Annotated in this window: 19 protein-coding genes; 4 read left to right on the top strand and 15 right to left on the bottom strand. The window is 70.9% G+C overall.

The window, feature by feature from the left end; genetic code table 11:
* The first annotated feature begins 49 nt into the window (after nucleotides 1–49).
* Nucleotides 50–1,381 (top strand): FkbM family methyltransferase, encoded by a 1,332-nt coding sequence (locus GNT64_RS11590; RefSeq protein WP_156679664.1) that lies wholly within the window; start codon nucleotides 50–52, stop codon nucleotides 1,379–1,381.
* 125 nt (nucleotides 1,382–1,506) lie between these two features.
* Here GNT64_RS11590 and GNT64_RS11585 read toward each other — a convergent pair whose 3' ends face one another.
* The 10 genes from GNT64_RS11585 to GNT64_RS11540 form a co-directional block, all read right to left on the bottom strand.
* Nucleotides 1,507–2,796: a HupE/UreJ family protein gene (locus tag GNT64_RS11585; RefSeq protein ID WP_156679663.1), complete on the bottom strand. Its 1,290-nt coding sequence runs from the start codon at nucleotides 2,794–2,796 to the stop codon at nucleotides 1,507–1,509.
* Entirely contained in the window at nucleotides 2,781–4,181 is a 1,401-nt protein-coding gene (locus tag GNT64_RS11580; RefSeq protein WP_231638967.1) for a tetratricopeptide repeat protein, read from the bottom strand. The genes GNT64_RS11585 and GNT64_RS11580 overlap by 16 nt, the downstream gene beginning before the upstream one ends.
* Nucleotides 4,182–4,271: 90 nt before the next feature.
* Nucleotides 4,272–4,658, bottom strand: coding sequence for a PaaI family thioesterase (locus GNT64_RS11575; RefSeq protein ID WP_156679661.1), 387 nt, complete (start codon nucleotides 4,656–4,658; stop codon nucleotides 4,272–4,274).
* On the bottom strand, nucleotides 4,655–5,101 hold the full coding sequence (locus GNT64_RS11570) for a PaaI family thioesterase (RefSeq protein ID WP_231638966.1): 447 nt from the start codon (nucleotides 5,099–5,101) through the stop codon (nucleotides 4,655–4,657). Before GNT64_RS11570 ends, GNT64_RS11575 begins: the two co-directional genes overlap by 4 nt.
* 42 nt (nucleotides 5,102–5,143) lie before the next feature.
* Entirely contained in the window at nucleotides 5,144–5,350 is a 207-nt protein-coding gene (locus GNT64_RS11565) for a hypothetical protein (RefSeq protein WP_156679660.1), read from the bottom strand.
* Between the two features lie 87 nt (nucleotides 5,351–5,437).
* On the bottom strand, nucleotides 5,438–5,773 hold the full coding sequence (locus GNT64_RS11560; protein WP_156679659.1) for a hypothetical protein: 336 nt from the start codon (nucleotides 5,771–5,773) through the stop codon (nucleotides 5,438–5,440).
* Nucleotides 5,774–6,514: 741 nt separating this feature from the next.
* Nucleotides 6,515–8,218, bottom strand: a complete 1,704-nt coding sequence (gene nagE / locus GNT64_RS11555) for an N-acetylglucosamine-specific PTS transporter subunit IIBC (RefSeq protein WP_156679658.1) — start codon at nucleotides 8,216–8,218, stop codon at nucleotides 6,515–6,517.
* On the bottom strand, nucleotides 8,215–10,686 hold the full coding sequence (gene ptsP / locus GNT64_RS11550) for a phosphoenolpyruvate--protein phosphotransferase (protein WP_277873222.1): 2,472 nt from the start codon (nucleotides 10,684–10,686) through the stop codon (nucleotides 8,215–8,217). Before ptsP ends, nagE begins: the two co-directional genes overlap by 4 nt.
* Nucleotides 10,683–12,719 (bottom strand): family 20 glycosylhydrolase, encoded by a 2,037-nt coding sequence (locus GNT64_RS11545; protein WP_197276962.1) that lies wholly within the window; start codon nucleotides 12,717–12,719, stop codon nucleotides 10,683–10,685. The genes ptsP and GNT64_RS11545 overlap by 4 nt, the downstream gene beginning before the upstream one ends.
* 41 nt (nucleotides 12,720–12,760) lie before the next feature.
* A complete protein-coding gene (locus GNT64_RS11540) occupies nucleotides 12,761–15,493 on the bottom strand; it encodes a TonB-dependent receptor (protein ID WP_156679656.1) in 2,733 nt (910 codons plus the stop codon).
* Nucleotides 15,494–15,691: 198 nt separating this feature from the next.
* Between GNT64_RS11540 and GNT64_RS11535 the strand changes: the two genes are divergently transcribed.
* The 3 genes from GNT64_RS11535 to nagA are packed head-to-tail and all read left to right on the top strand — an operon-like array spanning nucleotide 15,692 to nucleotide 18,599.
* The gene (locus GNT64_RS11535; protein WP_156679655.1) at nucleotides 15,692–16,429 is read left to right on the top strand and encodes a GntR family transcriptional regulator; all 738 of its coding nucleotides are present in this window, start codon (nucleotides 15,692–15,694) and stop codon (nucleotides 16,427–16,429) included.
* A gap of 20 nt (nucleotides 16,430–16,449) precedes the next feature.
* Complete coding sequence (locus tag GNT64_RS11530) at nucleotides 16,450–17,451, top strand: SIS domain-containing protein (protein WP_156681578.1); 1,002 nt, start codon at nucleotides 16,450–16,452, stop codon at nucleotides 17,449–17,451.
* A complete protein-coding gene (gene nagA / locus GNT64_RS11525) occupies nucleotides 17,451–18,599 on the top strand; it encodes an N-acetylglucosamine-6-phosphate deacetylase (RefSeq protein ID WP_156679654.1) in 1,149 nt (382 codons plus the stop codon). The genes GNT64_RS11530 and nagA overlap by 1 nt, the downstream gene beginning before the upstream one ends.
* Nucleotides 18,600–18,618: 19 nt before the next feature.
* Here the strand turns inward: nagA and GNT64_RS11520 are convergent, their stop codons facing one another.
* From GNT64_RS11520 to GNT64_RS11500, 5 genes are all read right to left on the bottom strand, one after another.
* Entirely contained in the window at nucleotides 18,619–19,029 is a 411-nt protein-coding gene (locus tag GNT64_RS11520; RefSeq protein ID WP_156679653.1) for a DUF3597 domain-containing protein, read from the bottom strand.
* Between the two features lie 128 nt (nucleotides 19,030–19,157).
* Nucleotides 19,158–20,006, bottom strand: coding sequence for an N-carbamoylputrescine amidase (aguB, locus tag GNT64_RS11515; RefSeq protein WP_156679652.1), 849 nt, complete (start codon nucleotides 20,004–20,006; stop codon nucleotides 19,158–19,160).
* A gap of 31 nt (nucleotides 20,007–20,037) precedes the next feature.
* The gene (locus tag GNT64_RS11510) at nucleotides 20,038–21,051 is read right to left on the bottom strand and encodes an agmatine deiminase family protein (protein ID WP_156679651.1); all 1,014 of its coding nucleotides are present in this window, start codon (nucleotides 21,049–21,051) and stop codon (nucleotides 20,038–20,040) included.
* A complete protein-coding gene (locus tag GNT64_RS11505; RefSeq protein ID WP_156679650.1) occupies nucleotides 21,048–22,685 on the bottom strand; it encodes a M28 family metallopeptidase in 1,638 nt (545 codons plus the stop codon). Before GNT64_RS11505 ends, GNT64_RS11510 begins: the two co-directional genes overlap by 4 nt.
* Nucleotides 22,686–22,823: 138 nt before the next feature.
* Entirely contained in the window at nucleotides 22,824–23,429 is a 606-nt protein-coding gene (locus GNT64_RS11500) for a thioredoxin family protein (protein WP_156679649.1), read from the bottom strand.
* Nucleotides 23,430–23,435: the final 6 nt, after the last annotated feature.

Genomic DNA, 23,435 nt, shown 5'->3' with positions numbered 1-23,435 from the left:
GTGGGCTTTGCGCTTTACGGATGCGCGCGCGCCGGGGCATAGGCCGTCGATGAGCGATACGGGCTTCAAGGCGGCGGCGGCGCCGCGTTCCGGCTGGTTCCGGCGGTGGTTCCGCCGCCCCTCGCGGCTCGGTCGGATCCTCTCGATCGTGTCCGACATGGGCGCCCGGCTGGAGCGCACTGAGCGGCTGGTGCTGCGGATCCAGAAGGATGCGGAGCGGGTGCGGCTGCACACCGCGCTGGTGCTCGGCGCGGAGCGGGCGATCAGCCTGCTCGCCACCGGCGACCGCATCTACGTCGATCCGCGCGACACCGGCTGCGGCATCAACCTTCTCAGCGAAGGGCGCTACGAGGAAGACGAGATGCGGTGGTTCCGCCGCTTCCTGAAACCCGGCACGCGGATGCTGGATATCGGCGCCAATTACGGCATCTACGCGATCACCGCCGCGCCCTACATCCGCCCCGGCGGGCGGATCATCGCGTTCGAGCCGAACCCGCACATCCACGGGCTGCTGTCGTCGTCAATCTACCTTAACGGCCTGATCGACGTGATCGAGCCGCGCCGCGTGGGCGTATCGGACACCAACGGAGAGCTGCGGTTCGAGATCAACGCGAACAGCCCCGGCGGCGCGCGCGTGCTGCTGCCGCACGAGGAGCCGCGGTCCGATCACGTGCTCACCGCCGTGCCGGTCGTGCGGCTGGACGACCAGCTCGGCCCCGATGCGATCGTCGATCTCGTCAAGATCGACGTTGAGGGGCATGAGGAGAATGTGCTGCGCGGCATGCAAGGCGTGATCGCGCGATCGCCCGACATCAAGATCTTCATCGAGCTGTTCTACCTGTTCTTCCGCAGCGACGAGGATTTCGTCCGCACCCTGGCCTTCATCACGGACGATCTGCAACTGACGCCGAACCGCATCCTCGACGGCGGGCGGACCGAGGTGTGCGATGCCGCCGCGCTGCGCGGGCAGACCTGCAACCTGATCCTGAGCAGGGGGCCGCTGGCGCCGACCCCCGATCTGACGATCCACCCCTCCCAGCTGCACATCGGCGCGGATGCGCGGCGGGTGGGCGAGACGGTGGAGTGGGTGTCGCCTGGCCCGGCGAGCGGGGAGCGGATGATCGCGCACGGGCCATACGTGTTCCTGCCCGCCGGCCGCTACCGGCTGGTGATCGATGCGGACATCGAGGGCGCGGCCGACTGCCGGCTGCTCGAAAATTACGGCGACCTCATCTGGCGTCAGCGGCTTGGCCCGGGCGGCGCGCACGTCGCCGAGCTGACCCTGGAGCTCGATGCGCCGCGGCTGGAGATCGGCTTCTGGAGCAGCGGGAGCGATCCGGCCCGCTTCGTGCTGCGCAGGATCGAGTTCTGGGCGGCATAGCGCCGCCGCCTTGCTAGGCGGGATCGACATTCAGCTTTTTGCATGTCCGCTCAGCCCCTGCTCAGGATGAGCGGTTTGGATCGATGCAAGTCAAACCGGCTTGATCCGCTGAATGTCGATCCCTCCTATCCCGCGATGCCGCCATGGGCCGGTTCGGGCCGGCGTGCCTGCGCCGTCCGCCGCCACGCCGCGGCGAGCGCCGCCAGGGTCAGCGCGGCGACCGCCCACGGCGCGTGGCCCAGCGCGCCGTCGATCGCCTCGGCCACCGGATTGGCGGTGCCGCTGACCCGCTCGACGATCCAGGCGATCGCCGCGACCGCCGTCAGCGCAGCGCCGATCGTGCGCAGCGGCGCATAGGCCGGGGTGCGCGCCAGCAGCAGCAGGGCCGGCATCACGCAGGCGACGACGGCCAGCTGCACCAGCTCGATCCCCAGGTTGAAGCCCAGGATCGATTGCGCCTTCTGCAACGGCTCCAGCGCGAAGGCGCCGATGATCGTGGCGAAGGCGAGACCGTGGATCAGGCCGAAGCCGCCGGCGATCAGCGCCTCGCGCCCGGCGAACAGCGGCCGCCACGCATGCACCGCCGAGACGAGGATCGAGAGGGCGATGCCCACCTCCACCGGGCGGGCGGGCAGCGTCCAGCCCAGGAAGGCGCCGCCGATCAGCGTGATGGAGTGGCCGACGGTGAAGGCGGTGACGACGCCGAGCAGCCGCCGCGCGGTGTGCCGCAGGCCAGCATAGCCGCCCCAGCGCCGCCCCGCCGCCACCAGCGGCGCCGGCAGGATCAGCGCGATCAGGAACAGCAGGTGATCATGCCCTTCGGCGATGTGGTGCATGCCGAGCCGCATCGCCGACGCGAAGCCGCGCCACGCGCTGCCCGGCCCGCGATCGACCCGCATCGTCACGGTCGGCGCCTGCAGTCCGCCGATCATAACGGGATCGTTGGCGAGCGTGCCGCCGGCGAAGTCGCTGCGCGCGAATACGAGCACGAAGTGGTTGGGCAGGCGATCGATCACCGCATCGTAGCGCAGATCGAAGATGCGCGGCGAGGCGCCGGCCGGCGGCACGAGGGTGAGCGCCACCGTGAGATCCGCCTGCGCCGGATCGTCCGACACCGCCAGATCGCGGATCGCGATCGCGAAGGGCCGCCCGTCCGGCGCGGTAGCGCGGACGTGGCCGAGGATATAGGACCGCAGCGCCGGCGGCAGCGCGCCCGGCCGCGCGGGATCGACGCGGATGCCGGTGGCGAGTTGCAGCTCGTTCAGCGGGATCAGGATCTCGGCCCCGGTCGCGCGGCTGCCGAAATCGAGGCTGACGACCGAATTCGCCATCAGGTGCGCCGATGCCGGCGCGGCGCCGGCCGCCGCCAGCCACAGCAGCAGCCAGGCGGCGGCGCGGATCAGTGATCCAGCCATGTCACGCCGGGATTGCGATCGAAGCTGTGCGGGTTGATCGCCAGCGCCCGCTTGCGCGCATCGTCTGCCTTGGCCGCCTGACCGGACAGGGCATAGGCCTCCGTCGCGACGATCCACGGCTCGGCCGCGACCCAGCCGGAGGAGAGGACGGGCTCGATCGTGCGGATCGCGTCCGCCGGCCGGTGGTTCGCCATATAGGCCCAGGCGAGGCCGGTCGCGCTGTCGGCATAGGGCCGGTTCGCGAAGTTGCGCTGCGCGATGGCGAGCGCGCGCGCCGGATCGCCAAACGCGAGCTCATGATCCAGCGCATGGCCGTAGGCGGCCTCCGGCAGCAGCGCCAGCCGCTCGCGCCAGCCCGCCTGCGCCCGGGCCGCCCACGCCTGCGACTGCGCCAGATCGCCCTGCGCGCGATAGAGGCCGGCCACGGCGTCGTACGCCTCCGGCATGGCGGTGCGGCGCGCGATCGCCTGGTAGAGCGCCATTGCCCGCTTCGTGTCGCCCTTCAGCGCCAGCATCGTCGCCAGATGCTCCTCGATCAGCCAGTAGCCGGGGAAGATCGCGTTCGCGCGCACATAGTGCCGGCCGGCCGACGGCCAGTCGCCGGCGGCGAAGGCGATCATGCCGCGCTGCAGCTCGAAGAAGGCGCGGGTCTGCTGCAACGGGCCGTGCAGCGCGCCTTCCGCCTCGGCGATGTACAGTTCCGCCTTCGCCGGATCGCCCATGCGCGCCCAGTAGTTGGCGAGGCGGAAGGAGCCGCCGAGCGACCCCATGCGCGCGTGCGACCGCTCGTAGAGGTCGAGCGCGCGGGGATAGTCGCCGGTGAAGAAGGCCAGATCGCCGCGCAGGCCGAGCGCGGCGGCGACGTCGCCATCCTCCTTCACCACATAGGCGTCCATGCGCTTCAGATCGGGCTCCACCGCCGCCAGCCGGTGTATCGAGAAGTTCCACGTCGCCCGCGCCAGCCGCGGGCCGATGCGGGGATCGATCGCCATCGCCCTGTCGTACCAGCGGCCGGCCTCGGCATAGTCGGGGAAGGCGTTGGTCAATCGCGCCCGCGCCGTCAGTGCATCGCCCACGCCCGCGACGACCGGCCACTCGCCCGGCTGCGCCGCCGCCGCCGTGCGCGCCCGCGCCACGCCGTCGTTCAGCCTCGCCAGGGTCTGGCGATAGTCGACCGGCACGCCCTGCTGATCCGCCGCCGCCTGCGCCGCGGTGACGGCCTGCTCGGCATTGGCATAGTGGCGGATGCCGCTGCCCGGCCGTTCCCGGCCGATCCAGGCGATGGCACCGCTGATCGCGGCCAGCACCAGCACCAGCAGCCCGTAGCGCAACGCAAGTCGTTTCACCGCATCCCCCAACCGCGCGTCCGGCACCCGGCAGATCACCGCCGGACGAGAGCGGCCGCCGCACGCTATGCACCGCCGCGTCGGGCAGTCAAAATGACAAATCGTGCAAGCGCGCCCGGCGGGCGCGCTTCAGCTTTCCTTGCGATCGAGCAGGATGTTCATGCGCGCGGTGGCGATCGGCCGGTCGCGGCCATCCTGCCACGCCGCCGCATCGACGTTGGCGATGCGGTTGCCGAGGCGGGTGACGGTGCCCATCGCGCGCGTCTCCACCATCCGCCCGCCGCGCCGGAAATCGACGGTGACGGTGACGGGCTTGAGGCGCGGCAGATCCTCCCCAGCCAGCGCGTCGCGTACCGCCACGATCGCGGCAATTTCCAGCAGCCCGGCCAGCGCGCCGCCGTGGATGAAGCCGGGCCGGCCCAGCACGTGATCGCCGGCCGGCATCACGACGCAGCGCCCGTCGCCATCGTCCTTGATGCGCACGCCCAGCGTCTCGGCATAAGGTGGCAGCGTCACGCGCGCGGGGCCGGATCGAGGAACATGAAGGTGCCGGCCACGTGGGCGATCGGATCGTCCGCATCGCCCTCATGCGCCTGCCCGCGGACGAAGGCGACGTTGCGGGTGACACGATAGCATTCGCCGCGCCCGATCAGCGTGCGGCCGGGGCCGGACGGCCGCAGATAATCGACCCGCAGATCGAGCGTCGCCTGCGGCACCATCGCCCCGATCCGTGCCCAGATGGCGAAGCTGGCCGCCGTGTCCATCATCGCGACGACCGGGCCGGAGGCGAAGACCCCGCTCTCCGCATCCACCATCAGCCGGGGGTCGGGGGCGAGCATGATCTCGACCCAGTCAGGCCCGTGCGCCCGGTATCGCAGGCCCAGATGGCCGCCATGTCCCGTCGGGCCGAGCCGGGCGATCAGGCGCGCGAGATCGAAGCCGTCCACCCGGCGGTCCACTATGCGGGGCGCGGACGGCCGGCAAGCCTGCCCGATCGGCCGTCAGCGGCGGCGCCGCTCCGGCCCGGTATAATCCGCGTCCGATCCGGCGACGCGCCGATCATAGGCCTTCAGCTGCCGGCCGAGCCACGCGACATCGAGGTTCTCCGCATCGGCGACAGCCTGGAGCGAGCCGAGTTCGATATAGCGCTGCTTGAGCAACTGCACCGGCACATCCGGCGCGATCGGCGCCCTGCTCCAGAAACCCATTCCAGCCTCCATCATCATCCGCCTGCCCGGCGCTTATCGGGGCGAGAGGTTGACGCGCCGTTAAGCACGCCGGTTCCATCCTCGCCGTCAGTGCGGCCGGGCATGACGCCGGCGGGCGATCGCGTCCGCCGCGTGGGAGAAGGCTTCCAGCTGATCGAACCAGTAGACCGATTCCTCGCCGCGACCGGCGCGGAAGCGATCGGCATAGACGGTGGCGACGGTGCGCAGCCAGCGGATGATCCGCAGGCGTTCCCGCGACTCGGCAGCGCGGACGGCGCGGGTGGCGGCCTGCTCGGCGGCGGCGCAGGCGGTCGCCACCAGTCCGGCGGGGCAGTCGCCGCGCTCCAGCGCGGCACGCACGCTGGTGGCGACGCGCTGGGCATGGCTGGACTGGCCCTCGTCGCCGCTATCGGCTGCTCTCATCGTCCCCTCCGCCTTCGTTCCTGCTGGCGGAGCATGGGCCGGTGCGGTTAAGTCATTCTTACACGGGATGGTTTCGAAACGGCTGTAATCCCCCGTCGACTAACGACGAATACGAAGCGTATTGCGACTGCACGCATTCGCGCGGCAAACTGTGCTGCAACACGGCACGATCTGATCTTCACCGCGATTGGCATTGCTCGTCTTCCGCGCTACGCTGCTTCGCTGCGGTCGGCCAAAGAGTCCGGACAGAGACTTCGCAGGAGAGAGGTGCGCCGGTGCGATACCGGCATCCCTGCCGATCGCAGCAATATTTCCGGACGATTGCTGTTCATGCAATCCTTTGATCCGAAAATGCAATTGCATGTTTCGCTGTTGCACCGCACAACGATCAGGCCTTTCAGGCATCCTCTCCTAAAACTTCAGGGCTGGTCGTTCGTCGACCGGCCCTTTTTTTGTCGCTTTGGCCGGAACCCGGCGGCTCCTCTGCGCGTCGATGTGACAGATCGCTTACGGAGAGTGAGAGGATGTCACCTTATCAGCGTGCGACTCTGCACATCCACCACCGGCCGCCCCAAGTCCGCGCCCACGTGTTCGCGAACCCCGTGCTGACACGAGGCCGTGAGACGGCATCGTCGCCGGGCCGATCGCAGGTGTTCACCGGCCTCGCTTACGCGATGCCTCTGGCGGCTGCCCTGTGGCTCGGCCTCGCGGGCGTGGCTACCCTGATCTTCTAGCGCCGTCTCACTGTCTTCCACCGGCGAGTCGTTGGCGAACCGCATCCGCAACGGCGTCTGCACCGGGGCCGAGTATCAGGTGCAACGAGCCACCTTCGTCCGTCACCGCGCCGCGTGCGCCGACGGCCATGAACGCGACCGCATCGATACGAGGCGGTTCGTCGAAGTGGAGCAGAAGGCGGCTTGAGCGCGCCAATACCTCCGTTGGCGACGAGCTGACGATCAGGTCGATCAATCCGGTGTCTGGATTAACGGGGAAAGTCCCGGAAACAACGCGTCGGATCTCGCCCGCCACCGTGTCCGCGATCGGCCCCAGCACCACCTGCGCCGCATCGCCGCCCGGGCGAACGATGCCGCGTGCGCCGAGTGCGCGCAGTGCCGGCTCGTCAAGCCGGGCGGGATCGACGAGGCGTAGGCGGAGTCGCGTGGTGCAGGCATCCACCGCGACGATGTTCGCCCCGCCGCCGAGCGCCGCGACGAAGCCGGTCGCGCGATCGCCCGTGCCTATCGGCCTGCCCATTGCGGCGCCGGCCTCCGGCTCGCGACCCGGCGTCTTCAGGTCGAAGCGGCGGATGCACCACACGAAGCTCGCATAATAGAGGCCGGCATAAGCGAGGCCGAACGGCAGCAGCAGCAGCGGGCGCGTGGCGAGGCCGAAGTTTAGCGCGTAATCGAACAGACCGGCCGAGAAGCCGAAGCCCAGATGCACCCCTAGCGCATCCATCAGCACCATGGCGACGCCCGTCAGCACCGCGTGCAGGGCGTAGAGCGCGGGTGCCAGGAACATGAAGCTGAACTCGATCGGCTCCGTCACGCCGGTCAGGAAGGACGTCGCGGCGAGGCTCAGCAGCATGCCGCCCACGGCCTTGCGGCGATCGGGCAGAGCGGTGCGATACATGGCGAGGCAGGCGGCCGGCAGGCCGAACATCATCACCGGGAAGAAGCCGGACATGAAGCCGCCGGCCGCCGGATCGCCCGCGAAGAAGCGCTTCAGGTCGCCCGTGGCGCCATGAAAGTCGCCGATGATGAACCAGGCGATGTTGTTGAGGATGTGGTGCAGGCCGGTGACGATCAGCAGCCGGTTGAGCGCGCCGTAGAGGAACAGGCCGAGCGGCCCCGCTCCCACCACCCAGCGGCTGAGCGCATCGATGCCGGCGGTGAGCGCGGGAAAGCCGAGCCCGAACAGCGCCGCCATGCCGAGCCCGGCCACGCCGGCGGCGATCGGCACGAAGCGCCGACCGCCGAAGAAGGCGAGATAGTCCGGCACGCGAATGTCGGAGAAGCGGTTGTAGAGCATCCCGGCGACCAGGCCGGAGAGGATGCCGGCGGGCACGCTCAGCCGTTCCAGCTGCGCCGTGCGCCACGCGGCGATCACCACGTCGCGCACTGCTGCGTCACCGATGCCGGCGCCGGTCGCGGCGGGCACCGCCAGCAGCGCCTTCGCCCCCTCCACCGTGACGAGGTAGGCGACGACGCCGGCGAGCCCGGCCGCGCCGTGGTTCTCGCGCGCCAGGCCCACCCCCACGCCGATCGCGAACAGCAGGCCGAGATGGCCGAAGATCGCCGATCCGGCGGCGGCGACGAAGGCGATGTCGAGCAGGTCCGGCTGGCCCAGCCGCAGCAACAGCCCGGCGATCGGCAGCACCGCGATCGGCAGCATCAGCGCGCGGCCGAGCGGCTGGAGGCGGGCGGGGGACAGGCCGAACCTCATGCCGTTTCTCCGATCAGCGCCCGCACCTCGGCCGCGTCGCCGCACGCCAGCGCGCGCGCCGCTATCGCCCGGCAGTCCGCCAGGCGCAGCTCGCGCACCCGCGCCTTCACCGCCGGGATGGAGGCGGGTGCGGCGGAAAGCTCGGTTATGCCGAGGCCGATCAGGATCGCCGCCGCCGCCGGATCGGAGGCGAGGCCGCCGCACACGCCGATCCACCGGCCATGCGCCGCCGCACCCTTCGCCGCCTCCGCGATCAGGCGCAGCACGGCGGGGTGCAGCGCGTCCACCCGCGCCGCCGTCGCCGGATTGCCGCGATCGCAGGCGAGGGCATATTGGGTCAGGTCGTTGCTGCCGATCGACAGGAAATCCGCCTCCCGCGCGATCGCATCGGCGAGGAGGGCGGCGGCCGGCGTCTCGATCATCACGCCGAGCGGGATCGCCACCTCGACGCCTGTCGCGATGCGCGCGCGATCGAGCGCGTGGCGCACGGCGCGCAGCTCCGCCGGCTCGATCACCATCGGCACCATGATGCGGCACTGGCCAAGCGGCACGCCGCGCAATATGGCGCGCAGCTGCGTATCGAGCAGGTCCGGCCGGGCGAGCGTCAGCCGCACGCCGCGCAGGCCCAGCGCGGGATTCTCCTCCGCCGCCATAGGCAGGTAGGCGACCGGCTTGTCGCCGCCGATATCCAGCGTGCGGACGATCAGCGGCCGATCGCCCAGGGTGGCGGCGATGGCGGCATAGTCGCGCGCCTGCTCGTCCTCGCTCGGCGCGGTCGCGCGATCGAGGAACAGGAATTCGGTGCGCAGCAGGCCGCACCCCTCCCCCCCGGCGGCCACGGCGGCGGCGGCATCGCCGGTGGCGCCCAGATTGGCGAACACCTCGATGCGGATGCCGTCCGCCGTGCGCGCGTCGTCGTGCGCGGCGGCCACGGCATCGGCGCGGGCGCGGCGGCGATCGGCCAGGCGCGCCTCCGTCTCGGCCAGCAGCGCCACGCCGGGATCGGTCTCCAGCCGCGCGGCATCGGCATCCAGCACCAGCGTGCGCCCCTCCGGTATGGCGGTGACGGCCGGCCCCGCCGCGACGAGCATCGGCACCCCGGCCGATGCGGCGAGGATCGCGACGTGCGAGGTCGGGCCGCCGCCCGCGGTGCAGATGCCGGCGAGGCGCGCCATATCGAGCAGCATGAACTGCGACGGCAGCAGCTCCTCGGCGATCAGGATCGCGGCCGGCGGCAGGGGCGGGGCGGCGGCGGCCTCGCTGCCGGCCAGGAGCGCTATCACCTGCCGCTCGATATCGGCGAGATCGGCGACGCGCTCGATCAGCAGGGCATCACCGGTCGCGCGCAGGGTGGCGGCGGCGGCGCGGGTCGCCCCGCGCCACGCATGGCCGGCGCTGCGGCCGGCGGCGATCGCTGCGTCCGCCGCATCGGCGAGGGCGGGATCGTCGAGCAGGGCGGCGTGGGCGGCGGCGATGTCGGCGGCGGCGCCCGTCGCCTTGCCGGCAAGCGCCCGGCGCATCCCGGCCAGCGCGGATGCCAGCGCGGCGCGCTCGGCGGCGATGCCGGCGCCATCGGCAGGCACGGCGATCTCGGCGACGGCGAGGTGGCAGGCGGTGCCGATCGCGAGGCCGGGCGCGGCGGTGACGCCGGCGAGGGTGGACCCGATCGCCGCCGCCACAGGCGGCGCTGGCGGGCGCGGCGGCGGCGCATGATCGGCCTCGCCCATCCCGCCGGCGATCAGCGCGGCTATCGCCTCCGCCGCGCCGGCCGCATCCGTGCCGGTAGCGGCGATCGTCAGCCGCTCGCCATGCTTGGCCGCGAGCGAGAGGAGGGCGACGATACTGCGCGCATCGGCCGTCCGCTCGCCGACGGCAAGGGTCATGCCGGCCGAGAAGGGGCGCAGCGTGTCGACGATCCGCGCGGCGGGCCGGGCGTGGATGCCGTGCGCCATCGGGATCGTGACGACGCGCTCGGCCGATCCGGCCTGCGCCGCCGCGCGGTCGCGGTCGCCGCCGCCGCCGCCGTGGATGGTGGCCAGGGGATCGCCGATCGCCACCCTCCGGCCGGTGCCGGACAGCTCGATGCGATCGCCCGCGCCGATCAGGATCACGGGCGTGAGAAGCGAGCGGGCGCTGCGGCCGACGCGATCGAGCGAGAAGCGGATCAGCGGATCGCCGGCCGCCACCTGCGCGCCCACCCGCGCCACCACCTCGAACCCCGCGCCGCCGAGCGCCACCGTCTCCAGCCCGATGTGGATCAGGATGGTGGCGCCGCCCGCCGCCGACAGCGTTACGGAGTGGCCGGTCGGCGCGATCGCCTGCACGGTGGCGGCACATGGTGCGGCGACCAGCCCCTCGACCGGATCGATGGCGAAGCCGTCGCCCATCATCCGCTCGGCGAAGACCGGATCGGGCACCTCGTCCAGCGGCGCCAGCCAGCCGGCCATCGGCGAGAGCAGGCGCGTCACGGCGCGCGCTCCAGGGTGACGCGATCGATCGCCCAGAGCGGGTCGGGGCCGCGCGCCGTGTAGGTGAAGCACAGGTCGTGGCGGCCGCCCAGCGGCGGCAGCGCGGCGCGCAGGCGCGTGACGGCGGGGTTTGCGGCGGCGGGGCCGAGCGGCAGGGTGGCGATCGGCGCGCCGTCGCAGCCGTCCGCCCGCACCTCCATCTCGCCGGCCGGCGTGGCGGGCGGGCGGAAGCGGATGCCGTCGCGATCCTTGCCGATCTGGAAGTTGAACGGCAGCTGGCCGACATCGATGGCGATGCCGCGCACGCCATCCAGCGCCGCGCCCTGCCACCGCCAGCAGGGCTGGAGGATATCGATGAGGAATTTCGCGCGCGGTCCGGCAGCCGGCGCGTCGTCCTCCAGATACAGCGCCACCTTGTCGGCGCAGGTGGTGAGGGCGGTGCTGTCGCGGCTCGCCGGATCGGCGGGCGCGGCCGGCAGGAAGGCGCTGGTCGCCGCGCTCAGGCCCAGCGGCGCCATGCGGGCGAGCTGCGGCGCGACGCGGGCGCGGAAGGCCGGATAGTCGCGCGGGGCGGCCGGCGACCAGCCGGTCTCGGCGATGGCCAGCGCGCGCGGGAACAGCATCCAGGCGGCGCGATCCTCGGTACGGACATGCTCGGTGAACAGCGTCGCCTCCAGCCCCAGGATGTGGCGGCGCGCCTGATCGTCGAGCGCCGGCGGCATGGGATCGAACGCATAGACCTGCTCCAGCGTCTCCGGCGTGCCACGGCCCGGCGGTTCCAGCGCCGTCATGCCCTGGCGGCGATCGAAATAGAGCGTCGGGCTGGGGGCGAGGACGGCGTCGTGGCCGGCCTTCGCCGCCGTCACGGCGCCATCCACCCCGCGCCACGACATCACCATCGCATCGCCGGCGACGCCGCCATCGAGTATCTCGTCCCAGCCGATCAGGCGCCGGCCGTGCGCCGCCAGATACCGGCCGATGCGCTGGACGAACCAGGATTGCAGCGCATCCTCGTCCTTCAGGCCCAGCGCCCGGATCTTCGCCTGCACGGCGGGATCGGCGCGCCACTGGTCCTTCACCGCCTCGTCGCCGCCGATGTGGATGACGGGGGAGGGGAACAGCGCCATCACCTCGTCCAGCACGTCGGTGAGGAAGCGGAAGGTGGGCTCCCCGACATTGTAGAGCCAGGGGAAGACGCCCCACTCCGCCTCGGTGCCCGGCGGGATCGGCACGCCCATGCCGAGTTCGGGATAGGCGCGGATTGCTGCCAGGGCATGGCCCGGCATCTCGATCTCGGGCACGATCGTCACGCCGCGCGCGGCGGCGAAGGCCACGATCTCGCGCACCTCGGCCTGCGTGTAGAAGCCGCCCACCCGCGGCAGCGGCGGCGCGCCCGGGGCGGTGGCGGGCACGCGCCACGCCGAGACGTCCGTCAGCCGCGGATATTTCGCGATCTGCAGCCGCCAGCCCTGATCGTCGACCAGGTGCCAGTGGAAGCGGTTGAGCTTGTTCAGCGCCATCCACTCGATCAGGCGCTTGATGAAGGCCGGCGACTGGAAGTGGCGCGCGGAATCCAGCATCAGCCCGCGCCAGGCGAAACGGGGCTCGTCGCGGATGGCGACGGCGGCGATGCGGCCGGGCGCATCCGCCTGCGTCGCGAGCTGCCACAGCGTGACGGCGCCGTAGTAGAGGCCGGCCGCGTCGCCGGCCGAGACGGTGATGCCGGCCGGCGCCGCATCGATCGCGTATGATTCCGCCGCGAAGCCTGCGCGGCGCACGAAGCGGATGGCGGGGCCGCCGGTGCCGCGCGGCACGATGCCGCCCGGCATGACGCCAGCGGTGCGCCGCATCAGATCGACGAAGGCGGCGGCCGCGGCGGGATCGCCGGTGACGGGCGTGGCGGCGGAGAGGGCGAAGGCGCCCGCCTGCTCCGTCATCTCCGCCGGGCGCGGCAGCAGCAGCGGCGCGGCCGGCGCCGGCGACGCGGCGAGGAGCAGCGCCGCCAGCGTCAGAGAGTTCAGGCGGCCGCCCATCCGATCCATTCCCTTCCAGCGACGGCCCCGATCGGCTCGCCTCAGTAGCGCACGCGGACACCGGCATAGACGATCCGGCCATTGTCGTAGAGGGCGCGGAAGCGGGTCTTGGTGCCGGCATATTGGTGGATCTTGGTGTTCGTCAGGTTCACCGCATCCGCCGTCAGCGAGATATTGTCCGTCACCTTCACGTTCAGCGAGGCATCGAGCGAGTCGGTCGCCGTCTGGTTCAGCGGCGAGGCGCGATCGATGTTGATGAAGAACTTGGAACGGTAATTGTACGAGAGGCGGGCCGAGATCCAGTCATTCTCATAATAGCCGGTCACGTTCAGCGCATGCTTGGAGTTGCCCGGAATGGGATCGCCCGAATCCGACTTGGCGTTCGAATAGGTGTAGTTCACGATCGTGCCGAAGCCGTAGAATAGCGGGCGGGAGATCTGGATCTCGACACCCTTGTTGGTGCCGCCCGATCCGTTCGACCGGCGGTTGATATCGAACAGGCAGTTGTAGAGGTTCGGGTTGGTGCCGCCCGCCCGCGTGCAGCGCGACAGGGTGGGCGTGGACGTCTCGACCGGGAAGGTCTCCTGAACCGTGCGGTTCACGATATAGGACTTGATGTCCTTGTAGTAGAGCGCGACCGCGACGATCGTCTGGCGATCGGGATACCATTCGAACGACAGGTCGTAATTGTTGGCGCGATAGGGCTTCACGTTCGGATCGCCGCCGTCGCCGGTCAGCGAGCCCGGGTTCAGCGACACGCGCGGTACGATATCGGTATAGTCGGCGCGCGCCACGGACCGGCCGGCGGCGAAGCGGGCGATGATGTTGGGGGTGATGTCCACCGCCAGGTTCGCGCTCGGCAGGAAATCCGTATAGGCCTTCTTCACCGTCGTCGGCAGGTAGATGCCGAAGGCGTTGTCGGTGACGGCGCCCGGCGTGGCGGCCGGCACGCCCAGCAGGTTGCCGCGCGAGGTCTGCTCGGTGCGGATCACGCGCACGCCGAAATTGCCGCGATAGCCCTCGTCCGTGCCGCCGAACCGCGCCATGGCATAGCCGCCGAACGTCTTCTCGTTGATCGAGTAGTTTTCCGGCGGGTTCAGGATGCGGGCGCGATTGGCCGCCGGCAGCGCGTTCAGGATCTGCGAGAGCTTGCCGGGATCGACGTTGAAGTAATTGGTGAGCGTGCCCGGCTCGGCGATGGTGTCGAGGAAGTCGTCCGGCAGGCTGCCGCCGGCGAAATCGGCCGAGGTGCAGGCGCGGCCGCCGCAGCCTGTGGCCGCCAGCGGCAGGAAGAAGTTGCCGTAGGTGGTGGCCAGGAAGGAGGCGACGCGATCGTGATCGGTGAACTTGCCGCCCACCTTCACCGCGCGCAGCGGGCCGAGATCCAGCTCATGCTCGTAATCGGCATAGACATATTTCTCCTTGTCCACGTTGCCGATGCGGTGGAGCGAGGCGAAATCGAACGTCAGGTTGTTCGGATCGGTCGGCACGATGCCGCCGCCATATTGCACCTGCGGCACGCGGCCGGTGAGATCGAAGGTGAAGGAGCCGGGCGCCCCGCCCTCGTAGAAGGGCTGGCTCTTGGTGCGGCCGTTGGCCTTGGTGTAGCCGGCCTTCACGTGCAGCGTGCCGGCGTCGCCGGGATGCCAGACCAGATCGGCGTCGCCCGAATATGTCTCCGCATAGGCGTTGCGGTAGATCGCGTCGTAGACGACGGCGCGGCCGCCCGGCGTGGAGGTGACGGTGCCCTTCACCACGGTGCCGTCCGCGACGGTCGCGTTGGTCAGCGTGCCGCCGCCGCCCAGCGCGTTCGACGTCCAGGCGAGATAGTTCTGGTTGAAGTTGCTGGCGTTGAAGCGGGAATACAGCCCCGTCACCTTCAGCTCCAGCCGGTCGGACGGCTTGAACTGCAGTTCGACATTGCCGCCGTAGCGCTCGCGCTTCTGCTGGAACAGGGCCGAGCCGATCAGCGACGGGATCTGCGCCGTCTGGCCGCCCGTCGTCACATCCTGATAGCCGAGCACCTCCACGCCGTCGCGGCGGATGCGCCGCTTCTGGTAGACGCCGCCGATCAGCACGCCGAACGTCTCGTCCGCATTCTTCCAGCTGACGAGGCCGGACGCCTGCGGATCGAACTTGTCCGACCGCTCCGAATAGACGCCCTGAACCGAGCCGGAGAGCGACCAGCGTTCGAGATCGAGCGGGCTGCGCGTGTGGACGTTGATCGTGCCGCCGATGCCGCCTTCCTCCACGTCCGCCTGCGGGCTCTTGTAGACGTCGAGCTGGCCGACGATCTCGGCCGGCAGGGTCAGGTAGTTGAAGCTGCGCGTGGCGGCGAGCTGATCGAGGATGAACCAGTCGGCGGTGGCGATGCCGTGGCCGTTGACCAGCGTCTTCGTCAGGTTCGGCGCGGTGCCGCGCAGCGAGACGCGCTCGCCCTCGCCGAACTCGCGGTTGATGACGATGCCGGGCACGCGCTGCAGCGCCTCGGCCACGTTCTTGTCGGGGAACTTGCCGATATCCTCGGCGGAGAGCACGTCGGCGACGACGTCCGACGCGCGCTTGGCGTTGAGCGAGGCCTGCAGCGAGGCGCGGATGCCGGTGACGATGATCTCCTCGTCGCGGGCGCTGCCGGTGTCGCTGGGCGCCGGCTTCAGCGCGCCGGAGGGCGCGGTGTCGGTCGGCGCTGGATCGACCTGGGCGAGAAGCGGCGCGGCGGCGGCCATGAGCGCCAGCGCGCTGGATGTGCGGATCAGGATACCGAGTCTTGCCATTGTCGTTCCCCTTCGACGATGCACCTCGACGGCTATATCCAATTAGCTACCAATCGAGGACCAGTTGCATAACCATCCTATGTCGCATTAGGCGTCGTCAAGGGGTTTGTAGAAATAAATCCGCAACACGGTCACTTTACGCTTGGCATTGGTATTTGATTGGTTCTATCACGAGATGGTGACGCGGGGGAGTGCCGGATGGGATTGGCGGAACGGATCGGAACCCTGGGCGAAGCCGGCCACGCGCCGCTCTACCAGCGGCTGCAGGAGGCGCTGCGCGGCGCGATCGAGCAGCGCGTGCTGAAGCCGCAGGATGCGCTGCCGCCGGAGCGGGAACTGGCCGAGGATTTCGCCGTCTCCCGCATCACCGTGCGCAAGGCGCTGGACGGGCTGGTCTCCGAAGGGCTGCTGACGCGGCGGCAGGGCGCCGGCACCTTCGTGGCCGGGCGGGTGGAAAAGCAGTTCGCCAAGCTCACCTCCTTCTCGGAAGACATGGTGGCGCGCGGCCGCAGCCCGCGCAGCGAGTGGCTGGTCAAGGCGGAGGGCACGGTGACGCCGGACGAGGCGCTGACCCTGGGCCTCTCGCCCGGCACGCAGGTCTATCGCTTCCACCGCATCCGCTTCGCCGACGATCTGCCGATGGCGCTGGAGCAGTCGACGATCTCCGGCTTCGGCCTGCCCGGGCTCGATACGGTGGACGTCTCGCTCTACACCGCGCTGGAGGCGGCGGGGAACCGGCCGGTGCGCGCGTTGCAGCGGCTGCGGGCGGTGCTGTTCAGCAAGGATCAGGCGGCGCTGCTGGGCGTGGCGGCGGGCGCCCCCGGCCTGTTCATCGAACGGCGCGGCTTTCTGGAGGACGGACGGACGGTGGAGACGACGCACAGCTGGTATCGCGGCGACGCCTATGATTTCGTGGCCGAGCTGAACGCGCTGTGAGGGACGCGGCAGCCACCCTGATGGTCGCCGAGGCGGGCGAGGCGGCGGCGGCCGTGGCGCGGATGCTGGCGGCCAATGCCGGCATCGCGGGCGCGCTGGCCGATCGGCTGCGCCGCGCGCCGCCGGCGGCCATCGTCACCTGCGCGCGCGGCAGCTCCGATCACGCGGCCACCTTCGCCAAATATCTGATCGAGACGCGCACCGGCACGCTCGTCTCCTCCGCCTCGCCGTCCGTCGCGTCGGTGTACGGCGCCGAGTCGCGGCTGGCGGGCACGCTGTGCCTGGCGATCTCGCAATCGGGCGCCAGCCCCGATCTGCTGGCCACGGTGGATGCCGCCGCGCGGGCGGGCGCGGACGTGGCGGCGCTGGTGAACGTGGCGACCTCCCCGCTCGCCGCCCGCGCGGACTGGCTGCTGCCGCTGCACGCGGGGGCGGAGCGGAGCGTGGCGGCGACGAAATCCTATATCGCCTCGCTCGCCGCCATCCTCCAGCTGGTCGGCGCGTGGGCGCCGGACGGTGCGCCCGATCTGGCCGCCCTGCCGGACGTGCTGGCGGCGAGCTGGCCGCTCGACTGGTCGCCGCTCGTCGAGGCGCTGGTGCCGGCGCGCGGGCTGTTCGTGCTGGGGCGCGGGCCGGGGCTCGGCATCGCGCAGGAGGCGGCGCTGAAGTTCAAGGAGACGTGCGGCCTCCATGCCGAAGCGTTCAGCACGGCCGAGGTGAGGCACGGCCCGATGGCGCTGATCGGCCCGGACATGCCGCTGCTCGTGTTCCGCCAGCCGGACGAAACGGCGGCGGGCGTGGATGCGGTCGCGGCCGAGATGGCGGCGCGCGGCGGCGCGGTGTTCGTCGTCGGCGCCGCCGTTCCCGGCGCGATCGCGCTGCCGGCGGTGCCGGCCGATCCGGCGCTCGCCCCGCTGGGCCAGGTGCAGAGCTTCTATCGGGCGGTGGCCGCCTTGTCGGTGGCGCGCGGGCACGATCCCGATGCGCCGCCGCACCTCGCCAAGGTGACAGAGACGGTCTGATGCGCGCGCCCACGGTAAAGGCCTTCGTTAACGGCCGCGTGCTGCTGGACGGCGTCCTGCGCGAGGACCGCATCGTGCTGGTGGAGGGCGATCGCATCGCCGCCGTCGCCACCGGCGATGCCGTGCCCGCCGATGCGGAGCGCATCGACCTGGCCGGTGACGTGCTGGCGCCGGGCTTCATCGATACGCAGGTGAACGGCGGCGGCGGCGTGCTGTTCAACGACGCGCCCACGGTGGAGACGATCGCCCGCATCGGCGCCGCGCATCGCCGCTTCGGCACCACCGGCTTCCTGCCCACCGTCATCAGCGACGATCCGGCGGTGGTCGATCGCGCCGTGGCGGCGGTGGCGCAGGCGATCGCGCAAGGGGTGCCGGGCGTGCTGGGCATCCACATCGAGGGGCCGTTCCTCAACGTCGCGCGCAAGGGCATCCATCGCGCGGACAAGATCCGCCCGCTGGACGAGAGCGGCATCGCCGAGCTCACCCGGCCGACCGGCGGTGTGACGATGGCGACGCTCGCGCCCGAGCGGACGACGCCCGCCACCATCGCGCGGCTGGCGGATGCCGGCGTGGTGGTGATGGCCGGCCACAGCGATGCGACCTATGCCGAGGCGAGCGCCGCCATAGCGGCCGGCATGGCGGGCGCCACCCACCTGTTCAACGCGATGTCGCAGCTGGGCAATCGCGAGCCGGGGATGGTCGGCGCGATCCTCGATCATGACGGCCTCGTCTCCGGCATCATCGTCGATGGCCGGCATGTGAGCCCGGCGACCCTGCGCGTCGCCCTGCGCGCCCGTCCGACCGCGGACTTCATGCTGGTGACGGATGCGATGCCGAGCGTCGGCGGGCCGAAGGCGTTCGATCTGCAGGGCCGCGCGATCCGGGTGGAGGACGGCGTGTGCGTCGACGATCGCGGCGTTCTGGCCGGCTCCGACCTCGACATGGCGGCGGCCGTGCGCAACGCGATCGCGCTGCTGGGGCTCGGCGAGGCAGAGGCGCTGACGATGGCCGCGGCGAGCGCCGCGCGGCTGCTGCGGCTGGATCACCGGCTGGGGCGCATCGCGCCGGGCTCTCAGGCGGATCTGGTGCGGCTGCGCGAGGGCCGCGTCACCGACACGTGGATCGGCGGGATCGGGCACGCGGCCTGACCCCGCCGGAACCGTCCGGTCAGTCCAGCATGCTCGCCGGCACCTTGCCGCCATTCGCCTGCAGCTGGCGCATCACCGCCTTGTAGAGGGCGATGTTCTGCTCCGCCGAGCCGTGGGCGCCGGCGTGGACGTTCAGTTCCTCGGCCAGCTCCTTGCGGGCGGCCAGGCTGCTGTCGAGGCCCAGCAGGGTGAGCAGATCGACGATCGAGACCTTCCAGTTACCGCCGCCGCCGGGTGCCTTGGCGGCCATCTCCTCCAGCACCTGATGCACGTCGACCGGAGCCGCCGGCGCCGGCTGCGCGGCGGTGGATGCGGGCGCGGGTGCCGCCGGCGCAGGCGCCGCCGGCTGGGCGGCGCGGCGGCGTGCGGGCGGGAGCGGGCGCGGCGGGGGCGCCGCCCTGCTTCTTCTTCTCGGCGATGCCCCACGGATCGTTGATCTTCTTCCAGATGGACGAAAAGATGCTCACACATTGTCTCCTTGCCGTTCCGCATCGAACGCGCCGCCGGGCACCGGGTTGCCGCGTGCCGGGCGGGCGCGGCGATCGCGCGTCGCGGCGGTCAGACGTCCTGCGCCAGCCGGCCGTACAGATCGGGCCGGCGATCGCGGAAGAAGCCGAAGGCGGCGCGGTGCCGCTTCACCCGATCGAGATCGAGCGTGCCGACGAGCACGCCGGTCTCGCTCGCGCCGAACTCGGCGATCATGTCGCCGCGCTCGTCGCAGATGAAGCTGTGGCCGTAGAAGGTCATCGCATCCTCGGTGCCGATGCGGTTGGCGGCCACCACCGGCACCACGTTCGATACCGCATGGCCCACCATCGCGCGGCGCCACAGGCGGCTGGTGTCCAGATCGGGATCGTGCGGCTCGTTGCCGATCGCCGTGGGGTAGAACAGGATCTCGGCACCCAGCAGCATCAGCGATCGCGCCGTTTCCGGATACCACTGATCCCAGCATACGCCGACACCCAGCGTGGCCGCCGGCGTGGGCCACACCTTGAAGCCCGTGTTGCCGGGGCGGAAGTAGAATTTCTCCTGATAGCCCGGCCCGTCCGGGATGTGGCTCTTGCGGTAGACGCCCATCACCTTGCCGTCGGGATCGATCATCGCCAGGCTGTTATAGTGATGCGGCCCGTCCGCCTCGAAGAAGCTGGTCGGGATGTAGACCTTCAGCTCGTCCGCCAGCGCGCGCATCGCCCGCACGGCCGGATGCGCCTCGGTCGGCAGGGCGCGGGTGAAGCGGCCCTCGTCATGCGCCTGGCAGAAATAATGTCCCTCGAACAGCTCCGGCGGCAGGATCACCTTCGCGCCGCGCCCCGCCGCCTCGCGCACCAGCGCGGAAACAGCGGCGATATTCTCGTCCGCATCGTCGGAAAAGGCCAGCTGGAGGGCGGCGACGGTGAGTTCGGTCATGCGCGAGGTCCGTTTCAGGCAGGCGGCCCGCTCACGCGGAACGGGGCTCGTGGGTCGGCACCTGCTGGCTGATGCAGTGGAAGCTGCCGCCGCCGGTGAGGATATGATCGGCGCGAAAGCCGGTGGTGCGGCGGCCCGGGAACAGCGCCCCGATCGCCGCCACCGCCGCCGCATCGTTGGCGGCGCCGTACATCGGCACCACCACCGCCGCGTTGCCGATGTAGAAGTTCATATAGGAAGCGGGCACGATCTCGCCATTGCGCTCCACCCGGCCGGGCGAGGGCACGCCGACCACCTCCAGCCCGTAGGCGCGGGCGCGGGCGGCGGCATCGCGGTAGACGGCCTCGTTCGGATCGTCGACGGTCGGCTCCGGCACGGCGATCACGCCCTCGGCGACGAAGCGCGCGAGATTGTCGACATGGCCGTCGGTATGATCGTTGAACAGCCCGTCGCCCAGCCACAGCACGCGATCGATGCCGAGATCCTCGGCCAGCCGCGCCTCGATGCCGGCGCGGGAGACGAAGGCGTTGCGGTTGGGGTTCAGCAGGCACTGCTCGGTGGTGATGGCGAGGCCGGTGCCGTCCACGTCCAGCGCGCCGCCCTCGAACACCCACTCGCAGCGCCGCGTGGGGAAGCGGGCGGACTGGGCGAGGCGGGTGCCGACCGTGTCGTCGCCGGGCAGCTCATATTTGCCGCCCCAGCCGTTGAAGCCGAAATCGCGCGCCTCGGCCGGCACGCCGGGGCCGTTCGCCCCGCCATCCGTCAGGATGATCGGGCCGGTATCGCGCAGCCAGATGTCGCCGAAGCGCTGCACCTCCACATCCACGTGCGGCCCGGCCAGCGCCAGCGCGTCGCGCGCGGCCAGCTTGTCGGCGGCGACGAGGACGACGCGCTCGCCCGATCCGTCCGCATCCACCGCGCGGGCGAAGGCGATCACCTCCTCGCGCGCGGCCTGGAGATCGTCCTCCCACAAATCCGCGTGGCTGGGGAAGCCGACCCACACCCAATCGTGGGCGCTCCACTCGGCGGGCTGGCGCAAGGTCATTTCATCGCCCTCGATCGATCGCGCACGGCGCGGAATTCGCTGCCCGGATACCAGTTCGGCCAGGTCCCGCCATCCGCCAGACGGCGGCCGATGCCATAATAGAGTTGCAGATCGCGGACGGCGCCGCTCCAATCCCACGACGGATCATATTCGTCGGCGGGCGCGTGGTAGCGGTTCGCCTCGAAATCGGCCTTCGCCTTCTCGCCGGCGGCGACGCCGCCCTTCACCAGATCGCTGCCCGCCTCGAAATAGATCATCGGCACGCCGAGCTTGGCGAAGCTGAAATGATCGGAGCGATAGTAGAAGCCCTTCTCCGGCGTCGGCTCCGGCTTCACCGCGCGGCCCTGCGCCGTGGCGAGCTGCTTCAGCAGATCCTCCAGCTCCGACTTGCCGGCGCCCACCACGCGGATGTCGCGGGTGTCGCCCATCACGTTCAGCTCGTCGATATTCGCGCCGCCAACGGTGCGGGCGAGCGGGACGACCGGGTTGGCGGCGTAATATTCGGAGCCGAGCGTGCCCGATTCCTCCGCCGTCAGCGCCAGGAACAGCAGGGATCGCCTGGGCGCGCCAGCCTTCGCGAACGCCTCCGCCAGCGCGACCAGGCCGGCGATGCCGGAGGCGTTGTCCACCGCGCCGTTGCAGATATCGTCGCCGTTCACCGGCTCGCAACGGCCGAGATGATCCCAGTGGGCCGAGTAGAGCACATACTCGTCCGGCGCGGAGGTGCCCGGCAGCAGGCCGACGACGTTGCGCGAGGTGCTGCGGCGGATGCTGTTCTCGATCGTCACCGATGCCTTCAGCCCCAGCGGCACGGCGCGGAAGCCCTTGCGCCCGGCGGCGGCGGTGAGCGTATCGAGATCCTTCCCGGCGGCGGCGAACAGCCGGCGGGCGGCATCGTTGGTCAGCCAGCCGACCGCCTGGCTCTGGTCCAGATGATCGCCGGCCTCGTCCGTCTCCAGCTGCGGCCCGCTCCACGACGAGCGGACGACGTTGAAGCCGTAGGCGGCGGGCGCGGTATCGTGGACGATCAGCGCGGCGGCGGCGCCCTGCCGGGCCGCTTCCTCGAACTTGTACGTCCAGCGGCCGTAATAGGTCATCGCGCGGCCGCCGAACGGCCCCTCCAGCCCCGGCGCCTGCCAGTCGGGATCGTTGACGAGGATGACGACCGTCTTCCCCTTCACGTCCAGCCCGGCATAGTCGTTCCAGCCCTTCTCGGGCGCGTTGATGCCGTAGCCGACGAACACGATGTCGCTGGCGGACACCGCCGTTCTCGGCTGCACGCGGTAGGTGCCGATCACCGCGTCCGTCTTGTAGGCCAGGCTGAGCGGCGTCTTGCCGCCGGTGATCGACAAGGTGGGGACGTTGGTGATCGTCAGCTCAACCAGCGGCACCTGCTGGAACCAGCCGCCCTTGTTGCCGGGGCGCAGGCCGGCCGCCTTGAACCGCTCGACGATGTAGCCGACCGTCTTCTCCTCGGCCGGCGTCGCGGGGGCGCGGCCCTCGAAGCTGTCGTCCGACAGCGTTCTGGTGACGGTCTTCAGCGTCTCTACCGAGATGGCGGGCGGCGGGGCGGCGGCGGCGGGCAGGGCGGTACCGGCGAGCAGGGTGGCGAGAACGAGGCGGCTGGGCTTCAAGGCTGATCTCCGATCACCGGCGGGCCGGCAGACAGGACATCATCGCATGCGGTGTGGCAATGATGCAACATGGCGTCGATCGGGTCCGGAAACACTCCCCGATGGTGCCGGCACGGGTCGACGGCTGCGAAGCGCGTGTCAGGCGCCGTACTTCACCGAACATCCGTAGGGCCGCGTCACCGGCTGGGAGACGGGCTTGCCCGCCTTCATCTCGGCCAGCGCCGCCAGCACGCGGTTGCGTGCGTCCCTGATGTCGGCCGGGTTCGCCGTCGGCTTGTCGTCGATGCCGCCCATATAGGCGAGCCGGCCCTGCGGATCGACGATATAGAGGTGCGGCGTAGTCCTGGCGGCATAGGCCCGGCCGGCGCTGCCCTGCGGATCGAGCAGGTAGGCGTTGGCCTTCGCACCTTCCTTCGCCTCGAACGCCCGCGCCTCGGCCGGCGTCATGTGGCCCTGCTTGCCGGGCGCGCCGGAGTTGATCGTCAGCCACACCGCGCCGCCGGCGCGGGCGGCGGCCTGGGTGCGCTGCATGTTGCCGCTGCCATAATGTTTCTGCACGAACGGACAGCCGGGATTGCTCCACTCCAGCACCACCGTCCGCCCACGATAGTCGGCGAGGCGGACGGGCTTGCCGGCGGCGCTCGGCAGGGTGAAATCGGGCGCGGGCTGGCCGATCTGCGGCGCGGCGAGGGCAGCGGCCGGAGCGGCCATCAGGCTGGCGGCGACGAACGACATCAGGCGCATCGGGCT

It is taken from the genome of Sphingomonas profundi (assembly GCF_009739515.1).
GTDB lineage: Bacteria > Pseudomonadota > Alphaproteobacteria > Sphingomonadales > Sphingomonadaceae > Alterirhizorhabdus > Alterirhizorhabdus profundi.
This window is presented reverse-complemented; position numbering and strand designations above follow the sequence as displayed.